The sequence below is a fragment of the Nocardia sp. NPDC049707 genome (assembly GCF_040674855.1).
Lineage (GTDB): Bacteria > Actinomycetota > Actinomycetes > Mycobacteriales > Mycobacteriaceae > Nocardia.
In genome coordinates this window covers 16,186-35,598 of sequence record NZ_JBFANN010000042.1, presented here as the reverse complement: position 1 = coordinate 35,598, position 19,413 = coordinate 16,186, and the positions used below count along the sequence as shown (strand labels likewise).

Below are 19,413 nucleotides of genomic sequence, written 5' to 3'. Positions count from 1 at the left end.
AATCGCCGATACCGCACGCGCCTACGCACCGAAACGCCGATGTGGCGAAGAATGCCTATGCGAAGAAGCACGTTGAGCGGACCCGTGTGTCGCCGTAGCGTGCGATACCGAACAGCGTCGTTTGGGAGGATCAATGCACGTAGCGGTCATCGGCGGAACCGGGGTACTGGGGGCCGCGGTGGTACGAGAGCTGAGCACGCGCGGACATCAGGTCCGTGTGGTGAGCCGAACCGCCCCGGCGGATCGAACGCTGGAGCACCGGTCCGCGGATCTCGCCACCGGCACCGGTCTGGATTCCGCACTGAACGGCTGCGACACCGTCGTCGACGCGGTGAGCGCCCGCAGCCGGACCCGATCAGTCATGGTGGACGGCGTGCGCCGGCTACTGGCGGCCGAAAAACAGGCGGGTATCGGCCACCACGTCGAAATCTCCATCGTCGGTTGTGATCTCGTCCCCTTCGCCTACTATCGCGCCAAGGTGGACCAGGAACAGGTGGTCACCACGGACGAGGTTCCCTGGACACTGTTGCGCGCCAGCCAATTCCACGAACTCGTCACCGAAATCCTCGCCGCGGCGGCGCGCTGGCGGCTCGCACCGCGCTCGACCGCGAAGATACAACCGATCGACGTCGACGCCGTCGCGACACGACTCGCCGACGCGGTGGACAACGGCCCGGCCGGACGCATTCCGGATATCGCCGGACCGACCGTGCACACCCTCACCGAACTGGCCGATATCTACCGCGAACACACCGGTCGCACGCTGCTGCCGCTCCCGGTGCCCATTCCGGGTCGCGTCGGACGTGCCCTCCGGTCCGGCGCCCTCTGCCTGGACGGAAAGGGCGACGCGATCGGCATCGGCTACGCCGAATGGCTGTCGGGCCGACTCACTCGCTGATCAACCCGGCGGTGCGGCCGAGATCGGCCAGCATCGCATCGAACAGGATCTCCGGATTCGACAGCGGGATCGGATAATTCCCGAATACTTCGAGCGTGACATGTCCGTAGAGCCGGGCCCAGATCTGGATCATCAGATACGTCACGCCGAGATCGAGTTTTTCGGCCGGAAACTTCTGCCCGGACTCCGAAAGCGCTGCCAGCAGCTCGGTTTGGAACAGCACGAGGTCATCGCGCAGTTCCGCCGGAATCACATCGGTCGGCGGCGTCACGACATCGTAGGTGACCAGCAGCCGACCGGCGGCCGCGAGGAAGATCCGCCCGAACGGTTCGTCGAACCGGCGCAGCATGCGCGCGCGGCCCGCGCCCGGCGAGGCGAACACCAGGGTGAATTCCCTGGTGTGCGCCAGCGCCCAGCGTCGGAATCCCCGGCAGATGGCGAAGAACTGCACCACGCCGTCATCGGGCAGCGTGGCGATCTGTTCGGACAAATCGGCGGCGAGGTCCGCGCAGAACTCCATGCGCAGGCTCTCCAACAGGTCCTCGCGCGAGTTGTAATACCGATACAGCGCGGGCGCGGTGATGCCGAGTTCGCGCGCGATGGCTCGCAAGGTAACCGCGTCGGGACCGTGTTGGACCAGCAGTGCGCGGGCCACCCGGCGGATATCCGCATCCGAAACCACCGGTGCCCGCCCCCGCGGCTTGGCACTGTTCATACCGGAATTCAAGCGTATTCGACCTCCCAGCGCTTGATGCCGTTCAACCAACCCGAGCGCAGCCGCACCGGATCGGCGACCTGACGCAGATTCGGCATCGCATCGGCGATGGCATTGAACATCAGATCTATCTGCAGCCGAGCCAAATTGGCGCCGACGCAGTAGTGCGTACCGGTGCCGCCGAAACCGACGTGCGGGTTGGGGTTGCGCAGCACATCGAAGGTGAACGGATCCGCGAATCCGTCCTCGTCGAAATTGGCCGAGCTGTAGAACAACCCGACGCGCTGCCCCTTCTTGATCTCCTGACCGCCGACCTCGGTGTCCTGCGTGGCGGTGCGCTGGAAGGCGATCACCGGGGTGGCCCAGCGCACGATCTCGTCGGGCGCGGTGCGCGGGCGTTGCTGCTTGTAGAGCTCCCACTGTTCCGGATTGTCGACGAAGGCCTTCATACCGTGGGTGATCGAATTGCGGGTGGTCTCGTTGCCCGCGACCGACAGCAGGATCACGAAGAACGCGAACTCGTCCGAGCCCAGGTTCTCGCCGTTGATATCGGCGTTGATCAGCTGGGTGACAATGTCATCGGCCGGACATGTGCGGCGCTCCTCGGCCATATTCCAGGCATAGCCCATGACCTCGGCGGTGGCGGTGTGGTGATTGCCGTCGAACTCCGGATCGTCATACGAGATCATCTGGTTGGTCCAGTCGAACAGCTTCTTGCGGTCGTGCTGCGGCACTCCGAGCAGTTCGGCAATGGCCTGTAGCGGCAATTCGCAGGCGACCTGTTCGACGAAGTCGCCGCGGCCGGTCTGCTTGGCCTCGTGCACAATTCGGGCAGCACGCTCGGTGAGCGCCGCACGCAGGCTCTCCACCGCGCGCGGAGTGAAACCCTTGGAGATGATGCGGCGGGTCTTGGTGTGCTGCGGCGGATCCTGGTTCAGCATCAGCATATTGCCGAGCATGTCGATCTGCTCGCGGGTGGTTTCCTCGTTGAACCGGATGATCGCGGTGTTCTCGTGCGAGGAGAACACCTCCGGATTCTTCGAGATCTCTTTGATGTGGTCGAGCTTGGAGATGACCCAGTAGCCGCCGTCATCGAAACCGCTGGCCCGTCCGGACTGGGCGCACCACCAGACCGGGGCGGTGCGGCGCAGCTCGGCGAATTCCTGGATGGGCAGGCGGGTGGACAGCAGATCCGGGTCGGTGAAGTCGAATCCCGCGGGAATCGATGGCGTGGTCACGGTCACGGTTATCTCCTACCGGTCTGACTTGGGATGCAGACCTCACGACGCTCGGGGGATGGCAAGCCGACGGGGTCGGCGGGGTGGGTAAGCCTCGGGGATGGCAAGCCGACGGAGTCGGCGGGGTGGGTAAGCCTCGGGGGACGGTAAGCCGACGGAGTCGGCGGGGTGGGTAAGCACTGGGTGGGGACGTTCCGATTCCGATCGAACCACACAACGAAGGCTTTGTGAATAGCGTTTAGTAAATGCCGTTAACTTCAATCGAAGTTGCCACCCAGTCGTCAACAGTAGATAGCCAACTGCTATAAATCTCTTCCGATCGCTTATCACGAAACCGCGGACGCGACCGGGCAGACCAGCCTGTAATGGACACAACAGGTCACTATTCGGAGGTCCTTCATGCCCAGCCTGTACGAGCACGCCGGTGGCGACGAGGCATTGCATCGTGTCGAAGAATCCTTTTACGACAAGGTGCTCGCCGATCCGGTGCTGAAAACCCAGTTCACCGAACGCCGCCCGACGCACGTCGACTATCTCACCTGGTTCACCGCCGAATCCTTCGGCGGCCCGGACCGTTTCACCCGCAACCTCGGCTTCGACTACATCATCGCCGTGCACCGCGGCCTCGAAATCACGGACGAACAGCGCGATCGCTTCGCCAAGCTGTATCTGGAAGCGTTCGAGGAGGCCGGGCTGGTCGACGACCCCGCCTTCCGTGCCGCGGTACGCGAGCATGCCGAATTCGGCGCCCAAGTGGCACAACAGAATTCGCATGCCAAGACCGACGACGAACTGCACCCGATCCGCGCGGTGCCGCACTGGACCTGGGACGGCGACGACTGACCGCCACCTATCCCGTCATGCGTGCCATCAGCGACATCAGCACGTATGGCAAGGTGGCGCCGACATCGGCGGTTTGATCCTCGGGCGTGCCGCGGGTATGCGCCGCGACCGCGAAACTCTCGCCGAACGATGCCGAGGCCACCTCCAGCGGTCCGCTATCGGACCACCCCCATTTGGTGCCCTCGACGCCGGGCAGCCGCGCGGTCCCCCAATCCTGGGAGGTGCCGTCGGCCGCCCGCTCACTCGCCGCGGCCATCCACAGGAAGATGGGCGAACCGGGTTCAGTGCGCTTCTTGGTCGCCAGGAAGGTGGCCACATCGGCGGTGCTGGTGTACGAACTCCCCCAGTCCGGACCCGATGTGGTGCCGGTCAGGTGGTACTCCGCGGCGATGGCGTCGATCGCCTGCGGATACTTCACGCCGAGTGCGTCGGCCGCGGAGTCGTCGGAATAGCGGATCATCCGCTCTGCCAATGCCAAATCCGTCGCCGACCGATCGCCGCGCCGCAGCGCGTAGTCGACCATATAGAGCTTGACCAGCGACAATCCGCTACGCGTCTCGTATTCGTTGGCGGTGCCCCACTGGATACCGGGCAGCACCGAACGGAAGGAGAACGCGGTTCGCGACGGCACACCGTCCGCATCGATCACATCCGCGGCGGCAACAGGCGCGGCGAATACCAGCGCCGCCGCAGCGGCGACCGAAATCGGTAAAGCCAAGCGCCCCATGGTGTCTCGCTTCCTACAGAATTACCGTCAGAACGGATGGCTGCCAATGCCCATCGATGGCATCGTCTTTCGGCGCGTACAGCCGCGTGGTCAACGAGAACTGGCCGGACATGTCGCGCGCCTCATCGGTTGCCACGGTCGAACTCGTGGCGTCTTGTCCGAGGACTTTCCGCAGGCCGCCAGTCCGATACCGGTCCCGGCAAGCCCGAGCGCGGTTCGGCGCGAGACGTTCATGCATCTGCTTCATCCGACTCGGATCAGACTCGGCGGTAGCCAGCGCCCATCGAGCGCCCGCTCCTCGGGCACATATAGGCGCAGCGCGAGCCGGAAGGTGCCGGTTTCCGGGATCGGCAACCAATTGCCGTATGGCACATCACTTCCCGGGTCCGCGGCCTGGATGGCGAGTTCGAGCGAGCCGTCCGGCAGCGGCACGACGGGACGTTGATGACCAACCGAGTAGATACCTGCCGGATTCGGCACCAGAAAGCGCTCCGCGGTGTAGGCGGTCAGCGACCAGAAAGCCCGCGCGGCCGGCATGTGGCCCGCGGAGAAGTGCAGCCGGTACGAGCGCGGCGCACCCTGCTCCCCAGCATCCGCGGTGATCAGCGGATAAACGGCGTCTTCTGGCAGATTCGCGCCGAGCGCGGTCCAGGCGGTCACGGCACGCAGCGAGTAATCGGTGCCATAGGTGCCGAGGTTCGTCGCGAAACCCCAGCCGTTCACACGTCTGGCCTGAGGATCGGCGTAGTCCGGGATGCGCATCTGGCCCGCGGCCACCGCCGCGTCGAGATCCGCGACCGAGGCAGCGCCGACCGTGCCGCCCGGCCGAATTCCGATCTTCGAAAACCGCTGCAGCGCTGGGGCATCGTCGCGGGCGGGCGGATTGGTGAGCATGAGTGCGCAGAGCCGGTCGAAGAAGGTGCGCCCGTCCATCCGCGCGACCTGCTGCGGAGGTGCGATCGGGGCGGTCGTATCGGGATTGATCACCGGGGTCGGCCGTTCACCGCGCAACCAGGCGCTCAGCGGTGCGAGCAGCACCTGCTGCTGCACGCTCTCGGCGGCGGCGAGATCGGCCTGACCGCGCAGTTCGATGCGACCGATCAGCCATGCGGTCGCGGTGGGCATCGCCAATCTGGTCAGGTTATCCGGCAGCGCGCCAGACCAATTGGGGCCGGTGATCACGTAGCCGTACGGCGGGTCCTGACCGGCGCGCACCCGTGGTGCGACACTGCTCGGATTGTGGGTGGTATTGGTCCAGGCGTCCATGACCTGCATGAGCCAGTACCGGTCGCCGTCCATCGGCGGAACCTGCAGCACCACCGGTTCGGCGCCCACGTCGAGCCAGGCGGTGGCATAAAGGGTGTCGATATTCGGCATGACCACCGAATTCATTGTGGGATTCACCGGGCCGACGGCCCACATCCGATTGGCGGGTACAGCTGCGCTATTCGACTGCAGCGTGACATCCATCAGCACCAGCGGATATCCATAGATATAGGCGTCGGTCGCGACCGAACGCGAATCGCTGGGCAGCACACTGCCGGAACTCGCCGCAGGATCGGAATCCGTCGATTTGCCACACGCGACCAAACCCGCGCCCGTAACGGCACCGGCCAGCAGCACAGATCGCCGCGACAGACTCATGGCTTTCTCCCTACTTCCCGACAGGTCGGACAACTTCGAGAGAGATCAGCCGGAGTATAGCCAGATATTTGCCATAAATCGGTCAAGCGGCGACACAACCGGGTTCGGGGATCAGCCGGTGCCGAGAAATAAGTGGTCGCGCGAGGTCGCAGACATCGTGACTGCATGGTCGCCGAGAAACCGATACCATCCTCGGAAGAGTGCGTTAACCCCCTGTCCCACATCCAGAATGAGCAATACGAGATGATCCTGGCCGCCGTTTACGACACTTGGGCGCAGCTCGGCAATCCCACCCCCGAAGCCCCACCGGTGTCCGACAAGATTCTCCAACTCGTCCGCTACTTCACCTGGTTCGTGCTGCTCGCCGGCGTTTGCGCCATTATTTACGCAGGTGGCCGCTTCGCCTGGGAGAAATGGACCGGCGGCGGTCTGGAATCCCCGAAGATGGTGGCCGGAGCCATGATCGGCGGTGTCGTCGCCACCAGTGCGGGCACCATCATGAATGCCGTCATCGGCTGAGTCCGCGACATCCACCGCGGACCGGCACGATTCAGCGCAGGATTCCGCCTGTCCGGCCAGCCGTAGCCAGTTCGGGAATGCGCCGAGCAGACCGGCATACAGCTGCGCGCCGTCCACCTGATCTATGTCGTGAGGGCGAAGAAGCCCGCATTGTCTACGACTCGATCCGACATTTCGTCCAGGGTGCGCAGCAGGTCATGGTTGGCCCGGCCGACCTGGGCGCCTCACAGACCCCTGAACAGTGTCAACATATCCAATGCCGCATCGACGGAATCGCTGAGCAGCCGGATCTCCGCCGCGGTCGCGTCGTGCAGTCCGGGATCCTGTAGGGCCAGACCATTGCCGTAGACCACCACGTTGTATCCGAGATCGGCGGCCCGCAGCAGCGGACCGGTCGCGACCCCCGCACCGAGCAGCTGGTCCAGCCCCTCGCCGACGAAATAGAACCGCCACAGCGGACCGAGATCGCCGTTGTAGATCTCGTTGGTCCGATCGATGATCACCTGGCCGGCGGCCGCGATGGCATCGACAATCTCGAAGTAGTCGTGCGCGTTGTCCGGCGTACTCGCGACTGTCGCCACCGAATACGCGAGATCCACGGTCAAATGCGCGTTGTAGCCCGCCATGGCGGCGCGAGCGGGCGGTACCTCGCACCGGCGAGCGAGCTCGAAATACCGCGCCCAGTGCGGCTCGACCGACCCGCCGGTGAAGGCCGCATGCATAGTGACAAGAAACCGCCGCAGCAATTCGAGGCTGATCGCATGCGCGTATTCCCGATCCCGAAAGGCACCGGGATCACGCTGCAATGGCATCACCGCCGACTGCTCCACACCGTCGAGCCCGATCGGAAACAGCCCGCGCCGATCCCGATGCGCGACCAGGATTTCGGTAATCTCATGGTGGCGCGCTACCGCGGTCTCCAACCGCTGTAACGCATCTCCGGTCAGCGTGCTGGTATCAGAGAGACGAGCGATGGTGTCCAGTTCGTCCGCCGACAGCGGCGTACCACAGAACGCCGGATCAATCGGCTCCGCGACCGCCACCGGCATCGGCCCGGCAGCCATCGCGATTACCGCGGTGATCGGTCCGAGGACGGCCGTTCGCAAGGAAGTTCGCACCGCCGAAGCCTAAAGCAAGATTCAGGTTTGGCCGAGCGTGACACGTCACCCAACGAATTCGCGGTCACGATAGTGGGCGATATCCGGATTCCAGATGCCGCCGGCACTGGTGACGAAGCGCCGGGCCAGGGCGACATCCGCGAGGTCGGTCAACCAGGATGAGACTGCCGGATTCGATGACGGACCCGCCGACCACATGCTCGCGCGCCTCCGGATCGGCGAACTCCGCACGATCACCGCACACTATCGCCTCGACCGCGACCAGCCGAAGCTCAGGGCGACCGCGCGTTTCCAGTTGTCGTATTCGTCTTCGCGGTGGATGGGGTCCATCTGGGGGACCCATTGTCCGGCCAGGCGCCAATTGCCGCGCAGACCCTCGAGATCCGGCCAGTAGCCGACGGCCAGTCCGGCGGCGTAAGCGGCGCCGAGCGAGACGGTTTCGGCTACGAAGGGGCGCATGACCGGGATATCGAGGACGTCGGCGACGATCTGCATGAGCAGGTTGTCGGAGGTCATGCCGCCGTCGACGCGCAGGGTGCGGGCGTGGAGTCCGGAGTCGGCGTTCATGGCGTCAACGACTTCGCGGGTCTGCCAGGCGGTCGCCTCGAGGACGGCGCGGGCGAGGTGGCCTTTGTTGATGTAGGAGGTCAGGCCGATGATGAGCCCTCTTGCGTCACTACGCCAGTGCGGCGCGTAGAGGCCGGAGAAGGCGGGCACGATATAGCAGCCGCCGTTGTCTTCGACTGTGCGAGCGAGGGTTTCGATCTCGGGTGCACTCGAAACCAGACCGATATTGTCACGCACCCACTGCACCAGCGAGCCGGTAACGGCGATCGGCCCCTCCAGCGCGTACACCGGTTCGGGTTCGATCTGATAGCCGATGGTGGTGAGCAGACCATGCGAGGACTGCACCAGCTCGCGCCCGGTATTCATCATCAGGAACCCGCCGGTACCGTAGGTGCATTTGGTTTCCCCACGGGCGAAACAGGTTTGACCGAAGAGTGCGGCGTGCTGGTCGCCGAGCGCGGCGGCGATTCGGATGCCGGGCACCACCCGGCTTGTCGTTCCATAGGACGCGGTCGACGGCTGAATGCTCGGCAGCATCGCGGCCGGAATCCCGAAGAATTCCAACAGTTCTCGATCCCAGGCGAGTGCGGCGATATTCATCAAGAGCGTGCGGCTGGCATTGGTGACATCGGTGCGATGCACACCGCCGTCCGGTCCACCGGTCAGATTCCAGATCAGCCAGGTCTCCATGGTGCCGAACAGCACGTCCCCGTGCTCGGCTCGATCCCGCAGTCCCGGAATGGTATCCAGCAGCCAGCGCAGCCGCGGCGCGGCGAAGTAACCGGCCAACGGCAGGCCGCACAGTTCGCGAATCCGTTCCGCACCGGGCTTGCGCTCGAATTCACACACCAGCTCATCGGTGCGCACGTCCTGCCAGACAACCGCCCGCCGGATCGGCACACCGGTGCGGCGATCCCATACCACGGTGGTCTCGCGCTGATTGGCGATGCCAAGGGCCACAACCTGTTCCGCGGCGATGCCGGAATCCCGCAGGGCCTGCGGCACGATCCGCTCGACATTGCGCCAGATCTCCAGCGCATCCTGCTCGACCCAGCCGGGCCGCGGATAGTGTTGCCGGTGTGCGCGCTGCGCGACGCCCACCAGGCGGGCGCGCTGATCGAACAGGATGCACCTGGTGGATGTGGTGCCCTGGTCGATCGCCAGCACATAGCGTTGCGCCATCGGTTACTTCCTGTCGGGCGAAAATTCGGTTCGGTGCATACGGTCGAGCCGGACGAAAGTCAGTGTCCGGCGACGAGATCCCGTGACACCGCGTGCGCGGCGTCGCGGACGTGCCCGACCAACGTCGGCCGGGGCCGCAGTTGCGGATCGCAGAGCCGGTCGACCGGACCGCTGATCCCGATCGCACCGACCACAAGTCCACCGTGCGTCCGGATCGGCGCGGCAATACCGGCCACCCCGGGGCGGAATTCCTCGGTCTCCCCGGCCCATCCGGCCTGCCGGACCGCGGCAAGCGCCCGGGTGAACGCCACCCGGTCGACAATGGTGCGCCGGGTGTGCGGCGCCAATTCACCACGGCGAACGGCGGCGGCCAGCTCGGCGTCATAGGCGAGCAGCACCTTGCCGAGCGCGGTCGCGTGCGCCGGTAGCAGTTCACCGACCTCGAGTGCCTGTTCGGTGTTGTCCGGCCGGAAGACGTGGTGCACGACGACCACGCTTTCGTCCGCCGCGGCACCGATGCGCACCGACTCCCCGGTCCGCGCGGCCAGGGCATCGGCCCAGTTGATCGCCCGCGAGCGCAGTTCGTTGCTGTCGAGATAACTGGTACCAAGATGCAGTACGGCCGCGCCGAGCTGGTACTTGCCGCTGGCCTGATCCTGTTCGACGAATCCGACACCCTGCAATGTGCGCAGGATGCCGTGTGCGGTTGGTTTGGCCAACCCGAGCGCACCAGCGATTTCGCCGACCCCGAGACGGCCCGAACCCCGAGCGAGCAGCTGCAAGACGGCCGCCGCTCGTTCGATCGACTGAATCGGGCCGGGCATACGCGGAAACCTATCCCGGAACCTGCCGATTCGACAATGTCGAACACGCACGGTCCGACGAGCAACACCCGCGCCGCGCAGTGTGACCTGCACCCCAGCGACCTCCACTCTTGCTGGACAGCAGTGACGCCACCTGGCGATGGCCAGCAACAACCGTTCGACATTGTCGAACGCTCGCTATGTCCGCTTCGGCGATCCGGTCGTAACGTCGCCTCCGGCGGCCGCGACCGCGGCCGGCTTTCCGAAAGGACGGCGATGAGCCAGTACGTCGGCGCCATCGATCAGGGCACCACGAGCACCCGCTTCATGGTGTTCGACCACGGCGGCAATGAGATCGCCCGGCACCAGCTCGAGCACGAGCAGATCCTGCCGCGCCCGGGGTGGGTGGAGCACGATCCGACCGAGATCTGGGAGCGCACCCGTTCGGCCATCGTGTCCACGCTGAACAAGGCGAATCTCACCGCGAGCGAGCTGGCCGCGGTCGGGGTGACCAATCAGCGCGAAACGACCGTGGTGTGGAATCGCCGGACCGGGCGGCCGTATTGCAATGCCATCGTCTGGCAGGACACCCGCACCGACAAGATCGCCGCCGAACTGGAGCGCGCGGGTCACGGCGAAATCATCCGCCGCAAGACGGGTTTGCCGCCCGCCACCTACTTCTCCGGTGGCAAGTTGCGCTGGATCCTCGACAATGTGCCCGGCGTCGCCGCCGATGCGGACAAGGGCGAGGCCATCTTCGGGACCACCGATACCTGGCTGCTGTGGAATCTCACCGGCGGCATCGACGGCGGCGTGCATGTCACGGATCCGACCAATGCCAGCCGCACCATGCTGATGGATCTGGAGACCTGCGCCTGGGATGACGAACTGTTGTCACTGTTCGGAATTCCGCGCGCCATGCTGCCGACCATCGCGCCCTCGTCGAATCCGGAACTGTTCGGCAGGACCCGCGCGGACGGACCGTTCAGCGGCGCGGTGCCGCTGGCTGGTGTGCTCGGTGATCAGCAGGCGGCCACCGTCGGTCAGGTGTGCTTCCGCCCCGGCGAAGCCAAGAACACGTACGGCACCGGAAACTTCCTGCTGCTCAATACCGGAACCGAACTCGTGCGCTCCCGGCACGGACTGCTCACCACCATCGCCTACCAGTTCGGCGACGAGAAGCCGGTGTACGCGCTGGAGGGCTCGATCGCGGTCACCGGCTCGGCCGTGCAGTGGTTGCGCGATCAGCTCGGCATCATTTCCGGTGCGGCGCAAAGCGAATCGCTGGCCAGGCAGGCCGAGGACAGCGGTGGAGTGTACTTCGTGCCCGCGTTCTCCGGACTGTTCGCACCGTATTGGCGTTCGGATGCGCGTGGGGTGATCGTCGGGCTGTCGCGGTACAGCACCAATGCCCATCTGGCGCGGGCGACGCTGGAGTCGATCTGCTATCAGACCCGCGATGTCGTCGAGGCCATGGAGGCCGATTCCGGTGTGCGCCTGGACACCTTGCGCGTAGACGGTGGCATCACGGCCAACGAACTGTGTATGCAGTTGCAGGCCGACTTCCTCGATGTGCCGGTCTCACGGCCGGTGGTCGCGGAGACCACCGCACTCGGCGCGGCCTATGCGGCCGGGCTGGCGGTTGGATTCTGGAGCGACACCGACGAACTCGTACAGAACTGGCGCGAGGACAAGCGCTGGACTCCCGCCTGGACCGCGGAGCAGCGCGAACGCGGTTACGCCCGTTGGAAAAAGGCGGTCGCGCGCACGCTCGACTGGATCGACGTCGACGACTGACCCTTTCGGGCGATCTGCAAGCAATCGTTAGCGGTGACCCCGCTCGAAGACTCAGCACCGAAACAAGGAGACATCCCGTGTCCGTACGTTTGGACTCGAACTACCGCGCCGATGCATTGAAAACACTGGGCGACAACGAAATCGACGTACTGGTTATCGGCGGCGGCGTGGTCGGCGCCGGTGCCGCCCTCGATGCCGCCGCCCGCGGCCTGACCGTCACCCTGGTCGAGGCAAGGGATTTCGCGGCGGGCACCTCGAGCCGGTCCAGCAAGCTCATCCACGGCGGCCTGCGTTATCTGGAACAGCTCGACTTCTGGCTGGTGCGCGAGGCGTTGAAGGAGCGCGGCCTGCTGCTGCACCGGCTGGCCCCGCATCTGGTGCGCCCGGTGTCGTTTCTGCTGCCACTGCAGCACCGGGTCTGGGAGCGGGCCTACATCGGCGCGGGCGTCGCACTGTACGACACCATCGGCGGGGCCAGGGCGCTGCCCATGCACCGGCACCTGTCGCACGCGCGCGCAATGGAATTGGCGCCCGCCCTGCGCGACGATGCGATGATCGGTGCGATCCGCTACTTCGACGCACAGGTCGATGACGCCCGCCACACCATGACCATTGCTCGCACCGCCGCCCAGCACGGCGCGACGGTACTCACCCGCACCAAGGTCACCGGACTGCTGCGCGACGGTGAGCGGGTGATCGGCGCGCATGTCACCGATGTGGAAACCGGTCGCGAATACACCGTGCGCGCCCGCCGGGTGATCAGCGCGACCGGCGTCTGGACCGACGAGATGAACAAGATGACCGGCGTGGATTTCCCATTCCACGTACGCATGTCGAAGGGGGTGCACATCTTGGTACCGCGCGGGCGACTCGACCTGGGCACCGGTCTGATCATGCGGACCGAGAAGAGTGTGCTGTTCGTGATCCCGTGGGCCCGGCATTGGATCATCGGCACCACCGATACCGATTGGACGCTGGATAAGAACCATCCTGTTGCCAGCGCTGCCGATGTGCAGTACATCCTCGATCATCTGAATGCTGTGCTGCGAGAGCCGTTGACCAGCAACGATATTGTCGGCACTTATGCAGGTCTGCGACCGCTGCTGTCGGGCGCATCCGCCGACACCGCGACGCTCTCGCGGGAACACGCGGTCGCGGAACCGGTTCCGGGTCTGTTCGTGATCGCGGGCGGTAAATACACCACCTACCGGGTGATGGCCGCCGACGTGGTGGATGCCGCCGGCAAGGGGCTCGGTCGTGCGGCCGCACCGTCGGTGACCGAACGCCTGCCGCTGCTGGGTGCCGTCGGCTACGCGGAACTGGCGGCCGATGTGGACAGCGTCGCGCAGCGGGCCGGTCTGCCCGTCGCGACCGTCGAGCACCTGCTCGGTCGCTATGGGTCGGGCGTCTCCGAGCTGTTCGACCTCATAGCGGCCGAACCGGCGTTGGCCGGACCACTTCCCGGTGCCGGTGCATACCTCGGCGCCGAGGTCGTCTACGCGGTGACCCATGAGGGCGCACTGCATCTCGACGATGTCCTTACCCGCCGCACCCGCATCTCGATCGAGACGGCCGACCGCGGACTGACCGCCGCACCGGCGGTGGCCTTCCGCATGGGCGCCCGACTCGGTTGGGATAGCGCGACCACGGATCGCGAGATCACCCGCTACCGCGAGCGGGTGGCCGCGGAGTTGGCCGCGAACAAGGCCGACGACGACGAATCGGCCAATGCCGCGCGCTTGGTTGGCGTCGCTTGAGTCCAGGCGAGCTGATCCGTAAAAGTCGGTTGTTCGAGAGGCCGAGGCATGTTCGTGGGGTCCGCAGGGGCGGGACCTGATTGCGGAAAGGCATGGCGATATGGCAGCGGACCCGAAAATTGCCCAACGCATATTCATCCGAAAGATCGGCCGTTCCGAATGTAGGTAAGTAAGCATCGACATTCGGAATGAGGTTACTTATGGGCAAACATCGACAGGCAGCGCGGACTCGCCCAATACATCGGCGAACCGTCGCACTCGCTTCAGCCAGTGCGGTTCCGCTGTCCGCCATCCTGATCAGCGCCACACCCGCGACCGCTGACTCGCAATCATTGGGCAATCCCACCCCGTTTGGATTCGTCGTCGAGCCATCGGCTCCGGTCGACAACAACATCGCATTCGCTGCCGCGCCGCTGCGGAGCGCCATCACACTGGTGGCCGATCCGAAGCCCGCCGCCACCGAGCCGGTGGACGCGACGCAGCCCGACCCAGGCATACAAACATCCACCATCCCCGACAACCGCATCCGCATCGGCAATCTCCAACTCGATCGCCCGGACTTCCTACCACTCGATCTGGCCGCCCAGATCAACGATGCGTCCGCGGGTACCGAAACCCAACTGTCCCAGGGCATTCAGTCGATGGGCTTCGAACGCGCTCGCTCCGACCGGATGGCCAGTGCGGTGATCGGTGACGCCCTCATCGGCGCGAGCGTGGGCGCTACCTTGGCGAGCCCGCTCGCCGCCACCAGTGCGATGGTCGGCGCGGTCTCGGGTTTTATCGCCGGAATCCCCTTCCTCCCCGGTGGACTGCTGGTCGTCCCTGTCATCGGCGCGGCCATCGGCTACGGGGTGATCGCCGCACCGGCCGCGGCGGTCGGCGCGGCCGTCGGCGCCGCGGTCGGCGCGATCGACGGCGCCACCTCCCCGATCCCGCCCCAGGAACAACCGACAATTTCCTGACGCACGTCGGCCATTGCCGGATGTGACCGTTGCCGCGGGTGGACATCCTCGCGTGAGCCCGTTACGCCGAATCAGTCGGCTTTCGCGAGGTTCACCCGCGCACCGGTGCGGGTCAGCTGTTCACGATGCTGCTCATCGTCGTCGGCGCGGGCACCGCGCTGGTGGGGTGCCCACTTGCAGCACCCCCGACAACGATCTATTCCCCGTCCAGGAGAACCGGCAGCGTGCGGTGTCCATTCGAGATGAAACTGCCGACCGACGCCAATTCCGCCGGATCCACGGCCAGTCGCATATTCGGGAAGCGCTCGAAGATCGCCGGAAGGGCGATCGTCGCCTCGAGCCGGGCGAGCGAGGCGCCGATGCAGTGGTGCGCGCCGTGCCCGAAGGACAGGTGTTCCTTATTGACCCGGTGCAGGTCGAAGGTCGCGGCGGTGGCACCGTACAGGTTCGGATCGCGGCCCGCGGCTGCATAGGACGCCAGAATCGCCTCGCCCTTGGGAATTCGGATCTCACCGAGCTCGATATCGTCGACCGCGTAGCGCAGTGGCAGGTGCGCGACCGGCGCCTCATAGCGCAGCGTCTCCTCCACCAGATCCGACCAGGGCACCCGGCCCTCGACCAGATCGGCACGCTCCTCGGGATGAGTGAGCAGGATGAAGATCGCCTGGTCGAGCAGATTGACCGTGGTTTCGTGACCGGCATTGATGACCAGCATCAGCGTATCGACGAGTTCCTTCTCGCTCAGCCGCGAGCCATCGTCCTCGTCGCGGGTGGCGATGAGAACACTGGTGACATCGTCACCCGGGGTCTCGCGCCGGTAGGCCACGAGTTCGCTGACGAGGCGGTACATTTCGAGGTAGTTGGCCTGCGCCTCTTCGGGCCCGAACGAGGTGTCGAAGAAGCCGTCGACGTGTTTGCGCAACGCGGGACCGAGATGTTCAGGCACGCCCATCATTTCGGTGATGATCTCGATCGGCACCGGATAGGCGTAACCTTCGCGCAGATCGGCCGCTTCGCCCTTCGGCGTGGCCGCGAGTTTGTCCAGCAGCCTCTCGGTGATCGCCTCGATCCGCGGACGCAGTGCCATGGTGCGACGGTGCGTGAATGCGGGCGAGACCAGCCGGCGCAGGCGGCGGTGGTTCGTGCCGTACGCGGTGAACATATTGCCGGCCGAGATCCACGGCAGCAGCGGCCACTCCTCGGTGATCTCGCCATTGATGAACGAAGACCAGTGCTGCCGAGGATCTTTCGACACCCGTGGATCGGCGAGCAGACTCTTGAGCACGGCGGCGTCGGTCACCGACCATGCGGGCACGCCGCCGGGCAGGGCGACGAGTGCGACCGGCCCACGCTCCCGGATCCGCTCGTTCTCGCCCTGGATATCGACGCCGGTCAGATCCAGGACTATCGGTTCATGCTCCATCGTTATCTCCTTGAATAGCATCCGAGAACTTGGTGGCTGGTCGGGGTGTGTCACGTGCGGTGTGAAGGCGCCATGTGAAATCAGCCCGGATGACGCGGGCGCCGGTGCCCACACCCACATCGGGAGTTGACATCGGAGGCCGAGAAGGACGGCGTCGAGACTCCCCGGAGTTCACAGACGCCTTGTTAGAACACGGGCAGCGGAGGGGACTTGGGGAAGACGACCGGCAGTGCCGCGAGCGCCCGGTGGAACGGTCCGGGCCGCCAAGCCAATTCGTCCGCGGGCACGGCCAACTCCAGCTCCGGGAGTGCGTCGAGCAGCTGATCGATCGCGTCCTGAACAACCAGGTAGGCAACGGATTTCGCGGGGCAGGCGTGCGGCCCGGCGCCCCAGGCCAGATGTGAGCGGTTGCCGGTGCGATCGCCGCCGCGGATCGCCGGATCGTTATTGCAGCCCGAAAGGCTCACCACGACCGGCTGATTGGCGGGCAACCAGGTGTTGTCGATGAGGATCGGCTGACGCGGATAAGTGATGCTGAAGTTGGCCATCGGCGGGTCGTTGAACAACACCTCGTCGAGCGCGTCGCGGGTCGAGAGGCTACCGCCGAGCATTTCGCCGCCGAACCGGGCGTCGGTGAGCATCAGCAGCAGGGTGTTCGTGATCAGATTCTGCATCGGCTCGATGCCGGCGCCGTAGAAACTGATCAGCTGGCACAGCATCTCGGTATCGTCGAGCCTGGACGGATGGTGCGCCATCCGCGAGGTGACGTCGTCGCCGGGGTCGGCCCGGCGCAGTTGCACCAGTTCCATCAGCGCCTCGCTGAGCATCGCCATACCGGCGGCGGCCTCGACGGTGTCGAAGAGCATCGCCGTACCGGTCGCGACCCGCTGCCCCAGTTCCGCTGGGCAGCCGACCATCTGGTTGAGGACCTCGAAGACGACCGGCAGCGCGTACTGGGTGACCAGGTCGACCGCACCCACCTCACAAAAGGTGTTGATCACCGGGATGACGATCTTCTCGACCTTCGAATGCAGTTCGTGCAGATCGATTCCGTCGATGCTGCCGGTATAGGCCTGCCGGTAGCGGGTATGCGCCAGCCCGGCATTGCGTAGTGCGTTCGGATACCACCTCATCATCGGCTTGACGGGCGAGTCGTCGGGAACGGTCTGTTCCCAATACCGCGGATCCGCCGGAAAATGCTCCGGATCATTGAGGATTCGTACCGCGGTCTGATACCCGACGACCAGGGTGGCGGGCACACCCGGCGCCAACTCCATCGGCACCAGCGACCCGTACAGGCTCCGCGCCTCCCGATAGGCCCGATGCGGATCGGCGGCGAATTCCGGCGTATGCAACCGCACTCGGGGTTCGCCCGCATCGAGCGGTGAGCCATGCAGTACGGGGCATCCGCCGGTCGCGGTGGTGCGGGTTGACTGTGGCGTGGTCAAAGCGTGACTCCAGACGTTGGATCAGCAAGAGGCCAGGATCAATGGGAGTACCGCGGCGATAGCACAGCCTGCGGCCACAGCACTCAGTTCAGCCCTCCTCGCGACGCCGACCGTATGTGACCCCGGCCATGAGGTCCGCGCCGAGAACTCGAACCCTGGCGAGGCGACCACAGCGACTGCGGTCAACCACGGCCCCTGCAGGACAGGCGATCTCGATGCACAATCATCGGACGGCCCACAGCTGCTCAGAACTCGACGACGCGCCAACGTTATCAGCATCGGCGAGGGACTCTCTCGCCATTGGCGCACAACGCCCCACCCGTCGTTTCGCGCCGACCGCGAACCCGGCACAACTGGCAAATATGTTGAGCTGCTATGGATCACGTCGCTCGCGAGTTCGAAGACCGGCGGTTGCGCACGGGTCGAACGGCTGCTGTCGAGCATCGGCGGAACCACGATCGGACTCCGACAGGGGCCGCGCTGTTGCCCGCTGTGGACCATCCGAACGGCACCATCGCGCAGGAATCGCGCGATGGCTACTCGGGCGCTCGGCAGCGGACGCGCAGACAGCGAATCGAAAACCGCCTCGGTAATACCGAGCGCGAGTCGGGCGGCCCGGCGAACCCGGCCCGCAGGACCGAGCGCTGGACAATCGCTGTCCGGAGGCTCATGCGTCAGCTGTGATCTCACACCCGAGTTGGCTACCACCGACCAACCTGGCTATCGTCAGCGGCCAGCGGAAACGACAGTGTAAATTTCCGCAGATCGAGAGGTTCCACCTGATGTTCACTGGTTTACTGCCGCTGCTCCGGACAGACAGCTGGTTGCCACTTCCGACCAGCGTCCGGCCCCATCGCCACGAGTGGTGACCGCGGAGTACACATGCTGGAACTCGATCATTTCAGCCACGGCTGGCTCACCCCGGTCGCGGCCTACCTCATGTCCTTCATCGGATCCGTCCTCGCACTGCGCTGTGTGACCCACGCCCGGACTTCCGAATCGCCGAGCGGGTGGCTCGCCACAGCCGCCGTCTCCCTCGGTGGCGCGGGCATTTGGGTCATGCATTTCACCGCCATGCTCGGCTTCGCCATCCGCGGCGCCACCATTCGCTACGACATACCGATGACGCTGCTCAGCGCGGTCATCGCGATCGTGGTGGTATGGGTCGGGCTATCGATCGTCGTGCGCGGACGGAACGAATTCGTGGCACTTCCGATCGGTGGCGCCATCACCGGACTCGGCGTGGCCGCCATGCACTACCTGGGCATGTACGCGATGAAAACCACTGCGCACGTCGAATACGACCTCGGGACGGTCGCGGTGTCGATCGTGATCGCGGTGGTCGCGGCCACCGCGGCGCTGTGGTTCATGCTGCATGTCCGCGGTCTGTTCGCCACCATCGGCGCCGCAATGATCATGGGTGTGGCGGTGTGCGGAATGCACTACATCGGCATGACATCCATGCACGCCAGCGATGCCGAGCACCAGGTCGACGCCAGCGGCATCGAACCCCTGCAACTGGTGACACCGCTGATCGTGACCGTCACGCTGGTCATCATGATGCTGACGGTGGTCGTCGGACTCGCCGAAGTCGACGAACGCAGCTCCCGTGAAGCGCTGCCCGTCCGGCGCGAAACGACGGCAACGACCACCGGAGCCTGGCCGATGGTTACCGAAGTGCGCCGCCCCGACTCACCTGGCTGGACACTGCGGAGCAACTCGCGCACCGAACATCGAGCGCGTCATCGCGAGCTCGATTCCGACCGGTAATC

The 19,413-nt window shown here is 65.3% G+C and carries 18 protein-coding genes; 7 read left to right on the top strand and 11 right to left on the bottom strand.

Annotation, left to right across the window (positions count from 1 at the left end):
- Positions 1-133 precede the first annotated feature (133 nt).
- The gene (locus AB0J29_RS29095) at positions 134-898 is read left to right on the top strand and encodes an NAD(P)H-binding protein (RefSeq protein WP_364793187.1); all 765 of its coding nucleotides are present in this window, start codon (positions 134-136) and stop codon (positions 896-898) included.
- On the opposite strand, the gene AB0J29_RS29090 is transcribed toward AB0J29_RS29095, so the two are convergent.
- Both AB0J29_RS29090 and AB0J29_RS29085 read right to left on the bottom strand, forming a co-directional pair.
- Entirely contained in the window at positions 888-1,613 is a 726-nt protein-coding gene (locus AB0J29_RS29090) for a TetR/AcrR family transcriptional regulator (RefSeq protein ID WP_364793184.1), read from the bottom strand. The genes AB0J29_RS29095 and AB0J29_RS29090 overlap by 11 nt on opposite strands.
- An 8-nt stretch (positions 1,614-1,621) precedes the next feature.
- Positions 1,622-2,851: a cytochrome P450 gene (locus AB0J29_RS29085; RefSeq protein WP_364793249.1), complete on the bottom strand. Its 1,230-nt coding sequence runs from the start codon at positions 2,849-2,851 to the stop codon at positions 1,622-1,624.
- Between the two features lie 399 nt (positions 2,852-3,250).
- Here AB0J29_RS29085 and AB0J29_RS29080 point away from each other — a divergent pair, with 399 nt between their 5' ends.
- Positions 3,251-3,694, top strand: a complete 444-nt coding sequence (locus AB0J29_RS29080) for a group II truncated hemoglobin (RefSeq protein ID WP_364793182.1) — start codon at positions 3,251-3,253, stop codon at positions 3,692-3,694.
- Positions 3,695-3,701: 7 nt separating this feature from the next.
- Here AB0J29_RS29080 and AB0J29_RS29075 read toward each other — a convergent pair whose 3' ends face one another.
- The 3 genes from AB0J29_RS29075 to AB0J29_RS29065 form a co-directional block, all read right to left on the bottom strand.
- Entirely contained in the window at positions 3,702-4,412 is a 711-nt protein-coding gene (locus AB0J29_RS29075) for a hypothetical protein (RefSeq protein ID WP_364793180.1), read from the bottom strand.
- 22 nt (positions 4,413-4,434) lie between these two features.
- Positions 4,435-4,557 carry a hypothetical protein gene (locus AB0J29_RS29070; protein ID WP_364793178.1) on the bottom strand — a complete coding sequence of 41 codons (123 nt, stop codon included), beginning with the start codon at positions 4,555-4,557 and terminating at the stop codon, positions 4,435-4,437.
- Positions 4,558-4,664: 107 nt separating this feature from the next.
- Entirely contained in the window at positions 4,665-6,065 is a 1,401-nt protein-coding gene (locus AB0J29_RS29065) for a DUF1254 domain-containing protein (protein ID WP_364793176.1), read from the bottom strand.
- Between the two features lie 243 nt (positions 6,066-6,308).
- On the opposite strand from AB0J29_RS29065, the gene AB0J29_RS29060 reads away from it, so the two are divergent.
- On the top strand, positions 6,309-6,584 hold the full coding sequence (locus AB0J29_RS29060; protein WP_364793248.1) for a hypothetical protein: 276 nt from the start codon (positions 6,309-6,311) through the stop codon (positions 6,582-6,584).
- Between the two features lie 122 nt (positions 6,585-6,706).
- Here the strand turns inward: AB0J29_RS29060 and AB0J29_RS29055 are convergent, their stop codons facing one another.
- The 4 genes from AB0J29_RS29055 to AB0J29_RS29040 all read right to left on the bottom strand — a co-directional run bounded on the left by AB0J29_RS29055 (position 6,707) and on the right by AB0J29_RS29040 (position 10,275).
- Complete coding sequence (locus AB0J29_RS29055) at positions 6,707-6,766, bottom strand: hypothetical protein (RefSeq protein ID WP_364793246.1); 60 nt, start codon at positions 6,764-6,766, stop codon at positions 6,707-6,709.
- A gap of 42 nt (positions 6,767-6,808) precedes the next feature.
- Positions 6,809-7,702: a DUF5995 family protein gene (locus AB0J29_RS29050; RefSeq protein WP_364793174.1), complete on the bottom strand. Its 894-nt coding sequence runs from the start codon at positions 7,700-7,702 to the stop codon at positions 6,809-6,811.
- Between the two features lie 243 nt (positions 7,703-7,945).
- A complete protein-coding gene (glpK, locus tag AB0J29_RS29045; protein WP_364793172.1) occupies positions 7,946-9,451 on the bottom strand; it encodes a glycerol kinase GlpK in 1,506 nt (501 codons plus the stop codon).
- Positions 9,452-9,510: 59 nt separating this feature from the next.
- Positions 9,511-10,275: an IclR family transcriptional regulator gene (locus tag AB0J29_RS29040; RefSeq protein ID WP_364793170.1), complete on the bottom strand. Its 765-nt coding sequence runs from the start codon at positions 10,273-10,275 to the stop codon at positions 9,511-9,513.
- A 255-nt stretch (positions 10,276-10,530) separates the two neighbouring features.
- Between AB0J29_RS29040 and glpK (AB0J29_RS29035) the strand changes: the two genes are divergently transcribed.
- From glpK (AB0J29_RS29035) to AB0J29_RS29025, 3 genes are all read left to right on the top strand, one after another.
- Positions 10,531-12,051 carry a glycerol kinase GlpK gene (gene glpK / locus AB0J29_RS29035; protein ID WP_364793167.1) on the top strand — a complete coding sequence of 507 codons (1,521 nt, stop codon included), beginning with the start codon at positions 10,531-10,533 and terminating at the stop codon, positions 12,049-12,051.
- Positions 12,052-12,128: 77 nt separating this feature from the next.
- A complete protein-coding gene (locus AB0J29_RS29030; protein WP_364793165.1) occupies positions 12,129-13,808 on the top strand; it encodes a glycerol-3-phosphate dehydrogenase/oxidase in 1,680 nt (559 codons plus the stop codon).
- A 200-nt stretch (positions 13,809-14,008) separates the two neighbouring features.
- Positions 14,009-14,770: a hypothetical protein gene (locus tag AB0J29_RS29025; protein ID WP_364793163.1), complete on the top strand. Its 762-nt coding sequence runs from the start codon at positions 14,009-14,011 to the stop codon at positions 14,768-14,770.
- Positions 14,771-14,966: 196 nt separating this feature from the next.
- Here the strand turns inward: AB0J29_RS29025 and AB0J29_RS29020 are convergent, their stop codons facing one another.
- Positions 14,967-16,193 (bottom strand): cytochrome P450, encoded by a 1,227-nt coding sequence (locus tag AB0J29_RS29020; protein ID WP_364793161.1) that lies wholly within the window; start codon positions 16,191-16,193, stop codon positions 14,967-14,969.
- Positions 16,194-16,378: 185 nt separating this feature from the next.
- Entirely contained in the window at positions 16,379-17,641 is a 1,263-nt protein-coding gene (locus AB0J29_RS29015; protein ID WP_364793159.1) for a cytochrome P450, read from the bottom strand.
- An 882-nt stretch (positions 17,642-18,523) separates the two neighbouring features.
- Between AB0J29_RS29015 and AB0J29_RS29010 the strand changes: the two genes are divergently transcribed.
- On the top strand, positions 18,524-19,411 hold the full coding sequence (locus tag AB0J29_RS29010) for an MHYT domain-containing protein (RefSeq protein WP_364793157.1): 888 nt from the start codon (positions 18,524-18,526) through the stop codon (positions 19,409-19,411).
- Positions 19,412-19,413: the final 2 nt, after the last annotated feature.